At 73.3% G+C, this 15064-nt stretch carries 11 protein-coding genes; 8 read left to right on the plus strand and 3 right to left on the minus strand.

The genetic code is table 11. The features are described 5' to 3' along the window. Window positions 1-16: 16 nt before the first annotated feature. The 8 genes from IH45_RS0133910 to IH45_RS0133945 all read left to right on the plus strand — a co-directional run bounded on the left by IH45_RS0133910 (window position 17) and on the right by IH45_RS0133945 (window position 12984). Entirely contained in the window at window positions 17-4465 is a 4449-nt protein-coding gene (locus IH45_RS0133910) for a non-ribosomal peptide synthetase (RefSeq protein WP_050515372.1), read from the plus strand. Then, window positions 4450-8859 carry a non-ribosomal peptide synthetase gene (locus tag IH45_RS0133915; protein ID WP_078897907.1) on the plus strand — a complete coding sequence of 1470 codons (4410 nt, stop codon included), beginning with the start codon at window positions 4450-4452 and terminating at the stop codon, window positions 8857-8859. Before IH45_RS0133910 ends, IH45_RS0133915 begins: the two co-directional genes overlap by 16 nt. 59 nt (window positions 8860-8918) lie before the next feature. Next, window positions 8919-9872, plus strand: coding sequence for an ABC transporter ATP-binding protein (locus tag IH45_RS0133920; RefSeq protein WP_030677556.1), 954 nt, complete (start codon window positions 8919-8921; stop codon window positions 9870-9872). Beyond that, window positions 9869-10702, plus strand: coding sequence for an ABC transporter permease (locus IH45_RS0133925; protein WP_030677559.1), 834 nt, complete (start codon window positions 9869-9871; stop codon window positions 10700-10702). The genes IH45_RS0133920 and IH45_RS0133925 overlap by 4 nt, the downstream gene beginning before the upstream one ends. A gap of 35 nt (window positions 10703-10737) precedes the next feature. Then, on the plus strand, window positions 10738-11013 hold the full coding sequence (locus tag IH45_RS1000000149025; RefSeq protein WP_030677562.1) for a hypothetical protein: 276 nt from the start codon (window positions 10738-10740) through the stop codon (window positions 11011-11013). Window positions 11014-11102: 89 nt separating this feature from the next. Beyond that, window positions 11103-11534: a DUF3662 domain-containing protein gene (locus IH45_RS0133935; RefSeq protein ID WP_050515374.1), complete on the plus strand. Its 432-nt coding sequence runs from the start codon at window positions 11103-11105 to the stop codon at window positions 11532-11534. Between the two features lie 224 nt (window positions 11535-11758). Continuing rightward, window positions 11759-12664, plus strand: a complete 906-nt coding sequence (locus tag IH45_RS0133940) for an RNA polymerase sigma factor SigF (RefSeq protein ID WP_050515375.1) — start codon at window positions 11759-11761, stop codon at window positions 12662-12664. A gap of 53 nt (window positions 12665-12717) precedes the next feature. Beyond that, window positions 12718-12984 carry a DUF5133 domain-containing protein gene (locus IH45_RS0133945; protein WP_324607971.1) on the plus strand — a complete coding sequence of 89 codons (267 nt, stop codon included), beginning with the start codon at window positions 12718-12720 and terminating at the stop codon, window positions 12982-12984. Window positions 12985-13091: 107 nt separating this feature from the next. On the opposite strand, the gene IH45_RS0133950 is transcribed toward IH45_RS0133945, so the two are convergent. The 3 genes from IH45_RS0133950 to IH45_RS0133960 all read right to left on the minus strand — a co-directional run bounded on the left by IH45_RS0133950 (window position 13092) and on the right by IH45_RS0133960 (window position 15004). Beyond that, window positions 13092-13928, minus strand: a complete 837-nt coding sequence (locus IH45_RS0133950; RefSeq protein ID WP_030677582.1) for an alpha/beta fold hydrolase — start codon at window positions 13926-13928, stop codon at window positions 13092-13094. Further along, window positions 13925-14518, minus strand: coding sequence for a TetR/AcrR family transcriptional regulator (locus IH45_RS0133955; RefSeq protein ID WP_030677584.1), 594 nt, complete (start codon window positions 14516-14518; stop codon window positions 13925-13927). The genes IH45_RS0133950 and IH45_RS0133955 overlap by 4 nt, the downstream gene beginning before the upstream one ends. Window positions 14519-14656: 138 nt before the next feature. Further along, window positions 14657-15004, minus strand: coding sequence for an ArsR/SmtB family transcription factor (locus tag IH45_RS0133960; RefSeq protein WP_030677586.1), 348 nt, complete (start codon window positions 15002-15004; stop codon window positions 14657-14659). Window positions 15005-15064 lie beyond the last annotated feature (60 nt).

Consider the following 15064-nt stretch of genomic DNA (forward strand, 5'->3'; position numbering starts at 1 on the left):
GGAACGCCCTGACCCGATGCCGTTGTCGTTCGGTCAGCAGCGGATGTGGTTCCTGCACAGCCTGGAAGGCCCCAGCCCGACCAACAATATTCCGCTCGCCATTCGCCTGACCGGGGAACTGAACACCGCAGCGCTCGAAGCAGCCTGGGGGGATGTGGTTGCTCGGCACGAAACCCTCCGGACCCAGTACCCCGACGAGGGCGGCAGCGCCCATCAGGAAATCCTGTCCGCCGTACCGGCCCGTATCGATATGTCCGCCGTCCCCGACGAGGCACTGGACGCCGCCATGGCCGCCGAAGCCGCCCGCGGATTCCGCCTCGAAAGGGAACTCCCCTGGCGCGCCTCGCTCTTCGAAGTGACACCGGACGAGCACGTGCTGCTGATCGTCGTGCACCACATCGCCGCCGACGGCTGGTCCATGGGCGTGCTGATGCGTGACCTGTCGGCCGCCTACGCGGCGCGGGCCGAGGGCCGTGCGCCCGGCTGGGCGCCGCTGCCCGTCCAGTACGCCGACTTCACCCTCTGGCAGCGCGAACTCCTCGCCCAGGACACCGAGGACGGCCTCTTCGGACGGCAGCTCGACTTCTGGACCCGGACCCTCGCCGACCTGCCGGAACAGCTGGAGCTGCCCTTCGACCGGCCCCGGCCCGCGACGGCCAGTCACCGGGGCGCGATGCTGCCGTTCACACTGGACGGCACCGTGCACCGGCGGTTCCAGGAGATCGCGCGCGAGTGCGACGCGACGCTGTTCATGGTCGCGCAGGCCGCCGTCGTGGCGCTGCTGTCCCGGCTGGGCGGCGCGCAGGACGTACCGCTGGGCACGCCCATCGCGGGCCGTACGGACGAGACCCTGGACGGGCTGGTCGGCAACTTCCTCAACACGCTGGTGCTGCGCACCGACGTCAGCGGCAACCCCGCCTTCACCGAACTGGTCCGGCGGGTACGCGAGGCCGACCTCGCCGCGTACACCCACCAGGACCTGCCCTTCGAGCACCTGGTGGACGTACTGAACCCGGTCCGCTCCCTCTCCCGGCACCCGCTGTTCCAGGTCGCCTTCGCCCTCCAGAACGCGCCGGGCACCGATTTCGCGGCCCCCGGCCTGGACGCCGAGGTCGTCCCGGTGGGGCTGACCAGCTCGAAGTTCGACCTGTCGGTGGTGCTGCGCGAACGGCCGGACGGGGGCGGCCTCGACGGCCTGCTGGAGTTCGCCACCGACCTCTTCGACCCGGCCACCGCGCAGGCGCTGACCGAGCGCCTGGTGGCGGTGTTCGGCCGGTTCGCCGACGATGCGCGGGCCCGGGTGGGCGACCTCGATCTCCTGCTGGACGGTGAGCGGGAGCGGCTGGTGTCCGGCGTGAACGTCGGGCGGCCCGGGACCGGTGCCGCCGGCCGGACGGTGCCCGGCCTGTTCGAACAGGCCGCGGCCCGCCACCCGGACGCGACAGCCCTTGTGTCCGGCGCGCTGTCCCTCACCTACGGGGAACTCGACGCGCGGGCGAACCGGTTCGCGCACTACCTGCACGCCCAGGGGGTCGGCGCGGGGGACCGGGTGGCGGTGCTGCTGCCCCGGACCGCCGAACTGGTGACCGTCCTGCTCGGGACCGCCAAGGCGGGCGCCGTGTTCGTACCGGTGGACACCGCGTATCCGGCCGAGCGGGTGCGGTTCCTGCTGGAGGACGCGGCCCCCGCGCTGGTGGTGACCGAGGTGCCGGCGGCCGACGTGCTCGACGGCTTCCCCGCGTCGCCGCCCCCGGTACGAGTGGCGCCGGACTCCGGCCTGTACGTCATGTACACCTCCGGCTCGACCGGGACGCCCAAGGGCGTCATGGTCACCCACGGCGGCGCGGCGGCGCTCGCGCGCGACGCCTGCTGGGGGGACATCGGAACGGGCCGGGTGCTGTTCCACGCGCCGCACGCCTTCGACGCCTCGGCCTTCGAACTGTGGGTGCCGCTGCTCGGCGGCGGCTGCGTCGTGGTCGCGCCCGCCGTGGACATGGACGGCGCGACGCTCGCCGGGCTCGTCGCGGAGCACGGGGTGACGGCGGCGCACGTCACGGCCGGACTGTTCCGGGCGCTGGCGCAGGAGACGCCCGAGTGCTTCGCGGGCGGTCTGCGGCACGTGCTGACCGGCGGTGACGTGGTGCCGCCCGAGGCGGTCGCCCGGGTCGCCGACGCCTGCCCCGACGTCACCCTGCACCACCTGTACGGACCGACCGAGACCACGCTCTGCGCCACCACCCACACCCTCCCGCCCGGTACGGAAGCCCCGGCCGTGCTGCCGATCGGCCGCCCGCGCGACGGCACCCGGGTCTACGCCCTGGACCGGTTCCTGCGCCCCGTCCCGGTGGGCGTGCCCGGCGAGCTGTACATCGCCGGCGAGGGTGTCGCCCGTGGCTACCTGGGGCGGGCCGCGCCGACCGCCGAACGGTTCGTGGCGTGCCCGTACGACCGGGGCGGGCGCATGTACCGCACCGGCGACCTGGTGCGCTGGGACCGGGACGAGAACCTGGTCTTCCTGGGGCGGGCCGACGACCAGGTGAAGGTCCGGGGGTTCCGGATCGAGCTCGCGGAGGTCGAGGCGGTGCTCGCCCGGTGCCCGGGCGTGGAGCAGGTCGCGGTGCTGGCGCGGGAGGACCGGCCGGGCGACAAGCGGCTGGTGGCGTACGTGGTCGGGGACCCCGCACACGTACGGGACTTCGCGGCCGAGCGGCTGCCGGACTACATGGTGCCGTCGGCGACGGTGGTGCTGGACGAGCTGCCGCTGACCGTCAACAGCAAGGTCGACCGGGCCGCCCTGCCCGCCCCCGACTACACGGCGGCCTCCGCCGGACGCGCGCCCCGCACCCCGCTGGAGACGCTGTTCTGCCACCTCTTCGCGGAACTCCTCGGCCTCGGGGCACCGGACGACGACACGGAACCGTCCGGTCCCGTCGCCGCGGACGCGAACTTCTTCGAGCTCGGCGGCGACAGCATCATCTCCCTGCTGCTCGTCGCCCGCGCGGCCAAGGCCGGGCACCGGATCACCGCCGCCGAGGTCTTCCAGCACAAGACACCGGAAGCGCTCGCCCTGATCGCCCGGCCCGTCACGGAGGACGACGTCCGGCACGAGGACGGCCACGGCGTCGTCCCGCTCACCCCGATCATGCGGGAACTGGCGGCGCGCGGCGGACCGGACGTGCTGGCCGCCCGCTTCGCGCAGTGGACCGTGGTACGTGTCCCGGCGCGGGCCGGGCTCGACCGGCTGACCCGGGCCGTCGAGAAGGCCGTGGACCACCACGCCATGCTGCGGGCCCGCCTGGTCGTCCCGGACGGCGCGGAACCGTACCTCGAAGTCGGCGACGCGGCCCCCGTACCGGACCGCGTCCGGCGCGTCGACGCCACGGGACTGACGGGCGAGGCCTTCGAGGACCTGATCGACGCGGAGGCGCGGGCGACGTCCGGCCGGCTCGACCCGCGCACCGGCACCACCCTGCGGGCGGTCTGGTTCGACCGGGGGAGCGGACGGTCCGGACGGCTCGTGATCGTCGTGCACCACCTGGTCTTCGACGCGGTCTCCTGGCGCATCCTGCTGCCGGACCTCGCGGCGGCCTGGGCCGAGCCGGACGCGGAGCTCGCGCCGGTCGCCGCCGCGTTCCGCACGTACGCCCGGCAGACGGCGGACGCCTACCGGCCACGGGCCGCCGGGCCGGTCCAGGGCACCGAAGGGCAGATGCGGCAGCGCACGTTCACCGTGCCCGCCCGGACGGCCGCCGCGGTGCTGACCACCGTGCCCGCCGCCTTCCACGCGACCACCGGCGACGTGCTGCTCGCCGCGCTCGCCGCGGCCCTCACCGAGGACCGGCCGGGCCCGGTCGTCCTGGACGTGGAAGGCCACGGCCGCGACGGCGGCCTGGACCTGTCGCGGACGGTGGGCTGGTTCACCACCCTGCGCCCGGTCCGCCTGGACGCGGGCGTCACCGACTTCGACGAGGTGCGCGCGGGCGGTCCGGCCGCCGACCGGCTGCTCAAGCGCGTCAAGGAGCAGGCCGCCCAGACGTACGGGGAGCTGCCCACGCCGTCGGCCGGGTTCAACTACCTGGGACGGTTCGCCGTCGCGGGCCCGGACACCGGCGACTGGCAGCCGGCCGGCCCCCGCGCCATGGGCGCCGACGCAGACCCGGAGCTGCCCGCCCTGCACGCGCTGGAGTTCGGCGGCCTGGTCCGCGACGGCGACACCGGCCCGGAGCTGGTGCTGCTGGTTTCGTGGCTGGACGGGGTCCTGTCCGAGAACGGGGCCGAGTGCCTGGCGGACCGCTGGACCACCCTGCTGGCCGGGCTGGCCGCGCTCGGCGAGGCCCCGCACGCGGGCGGCCTGACCCCCTCGGACCTGCCGCTGGTCGACCTGACGCTCGGTCAGCTGGAGGCCCTTGAGGACGACTTCAACGAAATACCCGGTACGGGAGGTATGCCGTGGAACGCCGCATAGAAGATGTGTGGCCGCTGACACCGCTCCAGGAGGGACTGCTCTTCCACTCCCTCTTCGACGAGCGGGCCGAGGACGCCTACGTGGTCCAGGACGCCGTGGACATCGAAGGCAACCTCGACACGGCCGCGCTGCGCGCCTCCTGGCAGGCGCTGGTGGCCCGGCACGCCACCCTGCGGGCCTGCTTCCGCCAGCCGCCGGGCCTCGAACAGCCCGTCCAGGTCATCCCGGCCCGGGTCGAGCTGCCCTGGCGGGACGCCGACCTGAGCGACCGGCCGCCCGAGGCCGCCCTCGCGGAAGCGGAACGGCTGGCCCACGAGGACCGCGTACGGCGCTTCGACCTGGCCGTACCGCCGCTGCTCCGGCTGATGCTGCTGCGCCTCGCACCGGACCGGCACCGGCTGATCTGCACCAACCACCACATCCTGATGGACGGCTGGTCACTGCCGACGCTCCAGCACGAGCTGTGGACCCTCTACGAGGCGGGCGGCGACCCGTCCGGCCTGCCGCCCGTCCCGCCCTACCGCGACTACCTCGGCTGGCTGGCCGCCCAGGACAAGGAAGCCTCCCGCGCCGCGTGGCGGGCCGACCTCGCCGGACTGCGCGAACCGACACTGCTGACACCGTCCGCGAACCGTCCGGCACCCTCCGCCGGACACGAACAGGTCTCCGCGAAACTGGACCGGCCCGCCACCGAAGCGCTCACCGAACTGGCCCGCCGCTCCGGTCTGACCCCGAACACCTTCGTCCAGGGCGCCTGGGCGCTCCTCCTCGGCCGCCTGCTGGGCCGGGACGACGTGGTGTTCGGCGCGACGGTCGCGGCCCGCCCCGCGGAACTGCGCGGCGTCGAGAGCATGCTCGGGCTGTTCATCAACACCATTCCCGTACGGGTGCCGCTGACGGCCGACCGGCCGGTGTCCGAACTGCTCGCCGATGTGCAGACCCGGCAGGGCGCCCTGATCGCCCACCAGTACCTGGGACTCAGCGAGATCCAGCGCGCGGGCGGGCCCGGCGCGGAATTCGACAGCCTGCTGGTCTACGAGAGCTTCCCGCGCGGCCCCCTGGCGGAGGAGGAGGGGCCGCCGCTGAAGCTCACCCCCGTACGCGCCCACAACGTCAGCCACTACCCGCTCAGCCTCGCCGCCTTCCCGGGCCCCGAGCTGCTGTTCCTGCTGACCCACCGCCCGGAGCTGATCGACCGCCGCAGCGCGGAACTCCTGGCCGCCCGGTTCGTCGGCATCCTCACCCAGCTCGCGGCCGACCCGGACATCACGGCCGGTGACATCGACATCCTCGTCGACGGCGAAGCCGAACGGCTGCTATGCGGCGTCAACACCGGCGCCGCGGGCCCCCCGCCGACGACCGTCCCCGAGCTGTTCGCGCGGACCGCACGGCAGCACGCGGACGACATCGCGCTGGTCTCCGGCGGGACGACCCTGACGTACGCCTGCCTGGACGCGCGGGCCGACCAGGTCGCCCGGCACCTGCACGCCGCCGGCACCCGGCCGGGGGACCGGGTGGTGGTCACCCTCGACCGCTCGCCCGAACTCGTCGTCGCGCTGCTGGGCACGGCCAAGGCGGGAGCGGTCGCCGTACCGGTGGACACCGCCCTGCCCGCCAAGCGGGTACGGGCCCTGCTCGACGACGCCGCGCCCGCCGCCGTCCTGACCGAAGCCGACGTCGAGGACGCCCTGCGCAACCGCGCCGACACCCCGCTCCCGGCCACCGTGACACCGGACTCCGGCCTGTACGTGATGTACACCTCCGGCACGACCGGCGAGCCCAAAGGCGTCATCGCCACCCATGGCAACATCACCGCCCTCGCCGCCGACGCCTGCTGGGACGGCATCGCCACCGGACGCGTCCTCTTCCACGCGCCGCACACCTTCGACGCCTCCACCCTCGAACTGTGGGTCCCGCTCCTCAACGGCGGGCGCGTGGTGATCGCGCCCCCGGACGACCTCACCGCGAAGGCGCTGGCCCGCCTGGTCACCGACCACGGGCTGACGGCCGTACACCTGACGGCCGGCCTCTTCCGCGTCCTCGCGCAGGAGACGCCCGAGTGCTTCGCCGGGCTGCGGCACGTCCTGACGGGCGGCGACGCGGTACCGGCCGAGGCCGTCGCGAGCGTCCGGGACGCCTGCCCCGACCTCACCGTCAGCCATCTGTACGGGCCGACGGAGACCACGCTGTGCGCCACGACGTTCGCCGTGGGCCCCGGCGCCCCGGCCCCGGCCGTCCTCCCGATCGGCGGCCCGCGCGACGCGGTACGGGTCTACGTCCTGGACGCCGCGCTCCGGCCGGTCCCGCCCGATGTCACCGGCGAGCTGTACATCGCCGGACAGGGCGTCGCCCGGGGCTACCTCGGCCGCCCGGGGCCGACCGCGGAACGGTTCGTGGCGTGCCCGTACGACGGCGGCGCGCGGATGTACCGCACCGGCGACCTGGTCCGCTGGAACCACGACGGGGAACTGCTCTTCCTCGGGCGGGCCGACGACCAGGTCAAGATCCGGGGGTTCCGGATCGAGCCGGCCGAGATCGAGGCCGTCCTCGCCCGGTGCCCCGGGGTGGCGCAGGTCGCGGTGCTGGCCAGGGAGGACCGGCCGGGCGACAAGCGGCTGGTCGCGTACGTCGTGGGGGACGCCGCGGGCGTACGGGACTTCGCGGCCGAGCGGCTGCCCGACTACATGGTGCCGTCGGCGACGGTGGCCCTGGACGAGCTGCCGCTGACCGCCAACAGCAAGGTCGACCGGGCCGCCCTGCCCGCCCCGGACCACCCGGCCGGGTACCGCGGCCGCGGCCCGAACTCGCCCGTGGAGGAGATCCTGTGCTCCCTGTTCGCCGAGATCCTGGGCGTCGCCCGGGTCGGCGCGGAGGACGGGTTCTTCGACCTCGGCGGCGACTCGCTGCTGGCGGTCCGGCTCGCCGGACGCGTCCAGGCCGTCCTCGGCAAGGACCTGGAAGTGCGCGAACTGTTCGAGGCGCCGTCCCCGGCCGCACTGGCCGTCCACCTGGCCGCGGCCACCGCGCAGCCCGCGCCGGCCGCCGGACCGCGCCCCGACACCATCCCGCTGACACCCGGTCAGCGCTCGATGCTCTCCGGCGAGAGCCGCTACAACATCCCGCTGACGGTACGGCTCGGCGGCCCGCTGCGGCCGGACGCCCTGGAAGCGGCCTGGAACGACGTACTCGCCCGCCACGAATCCCTGCGCACCCGCTTCACGGAGGCCGACGGACAGATCGTCACCGAGCCCGCCCCGGTGACCCTCCCCGCCGTCCCCGCCACCGAGGACGAGCTGGCCGCGGCCCTGGACGCGGCCCACGCCCGCCCCTTCGACCTCGCCACCGGGCCGCCCTGCCGGGCCACCCTCTTCACCCTCGCACCCGACGACCACGTGCTCCAGATCGTGGTGCACCACATCGCGGCGGACGGCTGGTCCACCGGGCTGATCGCCCGCGACCTGTCCACCGCGTACACCGCGCGGGCGGCCGGTGGCGAACCCGGATGGGCCCCGCTGCCCCTCCAGTACGCAGACTTCGCCGTACGGCAGCACGAGCAGCTGGCCCGCCTCGACGACCCGGACAGCCCGTTCGGACGCCGCCTCGCGTACTGGACCGGCGTCCTCGCCGACCTGCCGGAGCGGCCCCTGCTCGCCCCGGACCGGACACCGGCGGACCCGCCCACCGGCGAGGGCGGCCAGGTCACCTTTGCGGTGGACGAGGCCGCGCACCGGGCCCTGCTGGAAACCGCCCGGCGCGAGCGCGCCACCCTGTTCATGGTGCTGCGGGCGGCTGTCGCCGCCCTGTGGGCGCGGCGCGGCGCCGAGAGCGTCCCGATGGGCACCGTCTCCGCCGGGCGCGCCGACGACGCGACGAGCGATGTGGTCGGCCTGTTCGCCAACCACCTGGTGCTGCGCGCCGACGCGGGCGGCGACCCGGCGTTCGCCGACCTCGTCCGCCGGGTGCGCAAGGCCGACCTCGCCGCGTACGCCCACGAGGACCTGCCGTCCCAGCCGGTCGAGGAACGCCTCGGACACCGGCCCTTCCAGATGATCATCGGCATGGAGAACCTGCCGGAACCGCCCTGGGACCTGCCCGGCCTCACGGCCGACCCGGTGCGGCCCGCCCACCGCAACCGCGGCGCGGCGCGCAGTGAACTGGCCTTCACCCTGCGGGAGTTGAGGTCGGCGGACGGTGGCCCGGCCGGTGTGGAGGGCGTCATCTGGTACCGCGCCGACCTGTTCGGACGGCCGGCCGTCGAGGTGCTCGCCGCCCAGCTGACCGGCGTACTGCGACAGGTCGCGGCGGAACCCGCGGCGAAACTCGGCCGCCTCCGGATCGACCCGCCCACGGCGGCGGACGGCCGCCCGCACCGGGACGCGAGCCCGGCGCCATGACCCATTCCACCGGAACACGTCCCGCACCGAGCGGGCGGCGACAACAGGAAGGTGCCCGGATGTCCGGCAACCTGGCGATCCACGCCGACGGCCTGCGCAAGAGCTATCCAGGGCCGGGCGGCGCGGTGGAGGCCGTGCGCGGCCTCTCACTGAGCGTGCCGAAAGGAGAGTTCTTCGGACTGCTCGGCCCGAACGGCGCGGGCAAGTCCACGACCATCGGCATGCTGACGACCATGGCCCGCCCCTCGGCGGGCCGCGCCGAGATCTGCGGCCTGGACGTGGCCGCCGACCCGGTGGCGGTCAAACGGCGCATCGGCGTGGTGGCGCAGGACAACACCCTCGACATCGAGCTGACCGTGGCCGAGAACCTCGAATTCCGCGGCCGCTACTTCGGCCTCGGCCGCCGCGCCGCCCGCGCCAGGGCGCACGACCTCCTCGCGCTCTTCGGCCTGACCGACCGGGGACGGGCCCGCGTCTTCGAGCTCTCCGGCGGACAGCTCAAACGCGTCATGATCGCGCGGGCCCTGGTGCACCGCCCCGACGTGCTCTTCCTCGACGAGCCGACGGCCGGCCTCGACCCGCAGTCCCGCCTCCACCTGTGGGACATTCTGCGCGGACTCCAGGCCGACGGGCAGACCATCCTGCTCACCACGCACCACATGGAAGAGGCCGAGACGCTGTGCGACCGGCTGGCCGTGATCGACCACGGCCGGGTGCTGGCCTGCGACAGCGCCAAGGCGCTGCGCGACTCGATCGGCGCGGAGACCGTTGTCACCGTCGTCTACCAGGGCGGCGACTTCGACCTCGCCGCGGTGCACGCGATGGCGCACGCCGACCGGGTGGAGGCGGCGGACGGACAGGTACGGGTCTTCGCCAAGGACGCCGACGGCGTGCTCAGCGACCTGGTCGCGCTGGCCGCCAAGGCCGGGCTCACCGTCCTCGACGCGTCCCAGATCAGCCCCAGCCTGGAAACCGTGTTCCTGACCCTGACCGGACGGGAGTTCCGCGAATGACCACCACCGTACTGACCAAGGCACCGGCCGTCCGGAGCCGGACGCTGCACACCTTCACGGCCATGATGGCGCGCGACGCCCGGGTGCTGCGCCGCAACTTCGTGATGAGCGCGGTGCGCATCGTCATCCAGCCGCTGCTGTTCGTCTTCGTCTTCGCCTATGTGCTGCCGAAGGTCGGCGGCGGCGGGGCAGGACCCGGGGGAGAGGCCTTCTCCACCATCATGGTGCCGGGCCTGGTGGGCTCCTCCATGGTCCTCCAGGCCATGGCCGCGGTGACCTTCCCCCTGGTCATGGAGTTGTCCGGGCCCGGCGCCATCGAGGACCGGGCGCTCGCGCCGGTGTCGGTCCGGGTGCTCGGGCTGCAGAAGATCCTCTCCGCCGTCGTCGAGGGCCTGGTGGCCGGCGTCCTCGTCTTCCCGGTCGTCCTGCTGGTGCACGCCCAGGGGCAGGGGCCCGCCGTGTCGGTCGCCAACTGGCCGATGCTCGTCTTCGTCCTGCTCGCGGGCGCGGTGCTGGCCGCCGCGATCGGCATGTACCTGGCCACCCGTATCGACCCGCGCCAGATCCAGGTGCTCTTCACCCTCGTGATGTTCCCCGCGATGATGCTCGGCTGCGTCTACTTCCCGTGGTCGTCGCTGGACGGCACCCCCTGGCTGCAGATCGCCGTGCTCCTCAACCCGATGGTCTACATGAACGAGGGCCTGCGCGCCGTCCTCACACCCCAGGTCGGCCACATGCCGACCTGGGCCTTCCTCACGGCCCTGGCCGTGGGCGCGGCGGGATTCGTCTGGCTCGCCATGCGGTCGTTCGCCCGCCGCGTCACGCAATAGCGCGATTCCGGCCCGCAACCGAAAAGGAGAACACCATGTCCACTTCCCACGAGAACCACGAATCCGGTTCCCACGAGAACCACGAATCCGGGACCCGCATGCCGGCACCGCCCCGGCCGGCCGCGCCCGAGGCCCCCGTACCGCCGCCGGCTCCGGCCGTACCCGGGACCCCGGCCCCGCCGTCGGCTCCCGCCGCGCCGCGGCCGGCCCGCCCGAAGTCCAGGACGGCCGAGGAACCGCCGCCGTTCGACGCCCCGGAAGCCCCGCCCGCTCCCGCGGCGCCCGCCCCGCCGGAGATCCAACACCCGTAAGCGGTACGGGAACCACGCGGACCGCGGGTCGTCGCCCGCCGCCGTCCACCGCGCCGAATGGGATACCGCGAACCGGGCACCCGGCCGGCATGGGATTGCTCACGCGCATGGAGAAGACGGTGGAGCACTGGGAAAGTGCGCTGGTCGACAAGGTGCTCGGCAACGATCCGGTCGAGCTGTGCGACGACCTGCGACGCGAGTGCGACGGCCACGCCGTGGTGGCCGCCCACGACCGGGTGCTCGTCCCCAACGCCTACAAAGTGGAACTCGCCCCCGCCGTGCACGAACAGCTCGGCGAGCGCGAAGCGCAGGTCGGCCAGGAGCTGACCGACGTACTGGCCCGGCACGCCGCGGAGCACCACTACGAATGGGCCGGCCCGCTCACCGTTCACGTGACCCGGGCCGAGGAGCCCCTCGACGGCCGCTACCGGATCACCAGCCAGGCCATGCCCAACATTCCGGCGGACGCGTTCAGCGGGACGCCCCCGGCGGCCCCGGGAGCGACGGAGTCCTCGGCGTGAAGCGGACGGGAAGGGGCGGACCCCTATAGAGATTTGCCATAGTCTGCCCAAGTTCACGGCTATTGCGACAACATCCGAACGGCCCGCCCCTTCCCGCCCCTTGGCCTGAACCCGCCGCCACGTCCACCACCTGCGACGATTGTTTTTGATCTGTGAGGAATGACCGGTGCCGAATGGGGAACCCGGTCGTAAGCATCGTCGTCGACATCAGGAAAGGGCGAGTCATGACAACGGCAGCAGTGCAGACTGTGGAGCTCGATCAGGCGGCCGGCACCGACCGGCCGTCGGGCGGAACAGCGGGCGTTGCCGAGGGACTGCCGTGGGTCGAGGACGCGGGCAAGATCGCCCCCAAGGACGCACGCGAGCTGTCGAAGCTGTTCTTCGACCGGCTCCAGGTCCTCGAAGAGGGCACGCACGAATACCAGTACGCGCGCAATACGCTCATCGAGATGAACCTGTCGCTGGTGCGGTTCGCCGCCAGCCGGTTCCGCAACCGCGGCAGCGGCGAGATGGAAGACATCATCCAGGTCGGCACGATCGGCCTCATCAAGGCGATCGACCGCTTCGACCTGTCCCGGGAGGTGGAATTCACCTCCTTCGCCGTCCCGTACATCGTCGGTGAGATCAAGCGCTTCTTCCGCGACACCAGCTGGGCGGTGCACGTGCCGCGCCGCCTCCAGGAACTGCGGGTCGAGATCGCCAAGGCCAAGGAGCAGCTCGCCGGCACCCTCGACCGCGACCCCACGGTCAAGGACCTGGCCGCCCATTTGAAGATCACCGAGGAAGAGGTCCTGGACGGCCTCATCGCCGCCAACGGTTACGCCGCGGGCTCCCTGGACTCGCCCAACGAGCAGTCCGACGACGGCCCGGCCAGTGGCAAGGCCCGTACCGTCGCCGACACCATGGGCGAGACGGACCCGGCCATCGAGACCGTGGAGAACCTGCACGCTCTCGCCCCGCTGATCCAGGAACTGGACGAGCGGGAGCGCCAGATCATCGAAATGCGCTTCGGCCAGGAAATGACGCAGTCGAAGATAGGGGAGGCGCTCGGCATCTCCCAGATGCATGTTTCCCGGCTGCTGGCCCGGACCCTCGGCAAGCTCCGTACGGGGCTGTGCGCCGAGGCCTGATGCTTGCCCCGATTGCGGAAACCCCTACGCCGAGGAGAGGACGACACGTGTTGATGGCCCACCCCGCGGTCCTGCGGGACCTTGTCCAGCGCTACGAGACGCTGCGGACTCACCACGCGGAGCAGGGCACCGACGCATCGCGCCGGCAGCTGGAGGACGTGACCTACACACTGTGCGTCTCCACCGGCACCCGCCGGCCCGAGGACGCCCTCGCCGTCGCCCGGCAGCAGCTCGCGACCGCACCCCGCATGGCGGACGCCACGCGCCGGACGAAGGGCGCGGCACCGGCGGCCGGTACCGAGGTGCAGCTGACCGCCTGAGCACGACGATGCTCCGCACCTGCGCTCCCCCTCCCGGACCTGCACCGGGAGGGGGAGCGGCTGTCGGTCGCCGCGCCGTGCGCCCGACGGCCGGCCGGGCAAGGTACTCAGATGCTCAGAGCCTTCTCCAGGGCTTCCCCGAACTCGGCGGAGTGCGTGGTCAGACCGACGTGCCCGCCGGGGAATTGCCGAAGCTCCGTACCGCACCGCTCGGCCAGGAAGGCTGCCGCACGATAGGGCAGCTCGCCGCGCGAATCGTGCCCGCCGGCCAGGACGAACCGGTCCGGCAGCGCCTTGAGCCGGTCGACGTCCGGTACGTAGGACATGAAGGCGGGGACGATGCGGCTGACGAAGAACGGCAGGCCGGCCAGTGTCTGTTCGGCTCGCGCCGCGGCCTCCGGCGGAAGTCCGGGCGCGGGCGCCGGCCCGGCGCTCTCGCCGTCCTTCCTCAGCCCCGCGGCGAACACCGCCATCGCCGGCATCAGCCCCTGGCTGTGGAACGTCTCCTGTACGCGGGCGATCAGCGCACGGTGCGCCGACGCGTCCGGCAGGACCTCCACCACCGGCGGCTCGTGCGCCACGACCCGCTCGACCCGTTCGGGATGGGCGGTGAGCAGGTGCAGGGCGGCGATCGCGCCCGAACTGGAACCGAAGACCCGGGCCGGCTCGCCGGGCGACAGCAGTTCCAGCAGCCGGACCGCGTCCTCGGCGTGCTCGGCCACCCGCTGCCCGGCATCGGGATCGTCCAGCGGGCTCCGGCCCAGGCCGCGCGGATCGTAGGCCGCGACGGTGTACGTGGCGGCCAGGGCGTCGGCGATGCCGTCGAAGGCCGCCGCGCCGCCCGTCCCCCCGGGTATCAGCAGCAGGAGCGGGCCCCGGCCGCGCACTTCGTAATGCAGGGTCGCGCCGTTCACGCGCAGCCTGCCGGTGGTCGGGTCGGTCATGAGGAGTCTCCTTCTCCGGGTGAGGGCCAGTGCTCCAGGAGGGCGTGCAGGGCGTCGAGTGTGCGGTCCCAGGAACGCTGCGGCGGGCGCGCCTGCGCGAAACCACCGGCGGCCTCCAGGGCCACGAAGCCGTGGAACGTGCTGCGCAACAGCCGGACCGCGTCGGTCAGGTCGGGCTCGGCCAGGCCGTAGCCGCGCAGCATGCCGTACGTCAGCTCGACCGCACGCCGCGGTCCGGGCGCCTTCGCGGCCAGCTCGGGGTCGATGTCGATCGGGATCTGCGTCGCCGTGTAGCGGCCCGGGTGCTGGTGGGCGTACTCCCGCCAGGCGTTGGCGAACGCGACGAGCGCTTCCTTGCCCGCGCGCCCGGCGGTCGCCTCCGCGATACGGATCGTCTTCTCGTCCGCGGCCAGCAGCGCGATCCGCCCGCGGAGGTCCTCCAGCCCGCGGACGTGCGCGTACAGGCTCGCGTCCTTTACGCCGAGCCGCCGCGCCAGCCGCGCCATGGTCACCTGGTCGAGCCCGACCTCGTCCGCCAGCTCGGCTCCCGCCCGCGTCACCCGCTCCGCCGTCAGCCCGGCCCGCGCCATATGCCCTCCGTACGTCCTTGTCCGCCAGCGTTACCTAGGGCGCCTAGTTTTAACCTAGGAGCCCTAGGGGCGGCAAGCGAAAAAGCGCCGCGCCCCGCCGGGGAGGCGGGACGCGGCGCTCGGAACGACCGGAATCCGTCAGGCGGGGACCGGCTGCGGCGTGCCGCGCCCGGCGCCTTCCTTCAGGACGAGTTCGAGCAGGCCGGGGAAGCGGCGCTCCAACTCCTGCGCGCGCAGGGAGTTGACCCGGCGGGTGCCTTCGTCCCGCTGGCTGATGACGCCCGCCTCGCGCAGCACGCGCAGGTGGCGGCTGAGGGCGGACTTGGCGATGGGCAGGTCGAAGGTGCCGCAGGGCACCGCCGACTCGCCGGCGAGCCTGAGGACGATGCTCAGCCGGACCGGGTCGGTGAGCGCGTTCATGACGGCGAACAGGTCGAAGTCCCGCTCGTCGGGATGGAGCAGCGGGGAGGACGTACGGCTGGCCATGCGCCCCAGTATCCCCCACCCGGACCCGGCGCCGAAGTAGCCCATGTTCACTTCGTAGTG

The organism is Streptomyces rimosus subsp. rimosus, assembly GCF_000720725.1.
Taxonomy (GTDB): domain Bacteria; phylum Actinomycetota; class Actinomycetes; order Streptomycetales; family Streptomycetaceae; genus Streptomyces; species Streptomyces rimosus_A.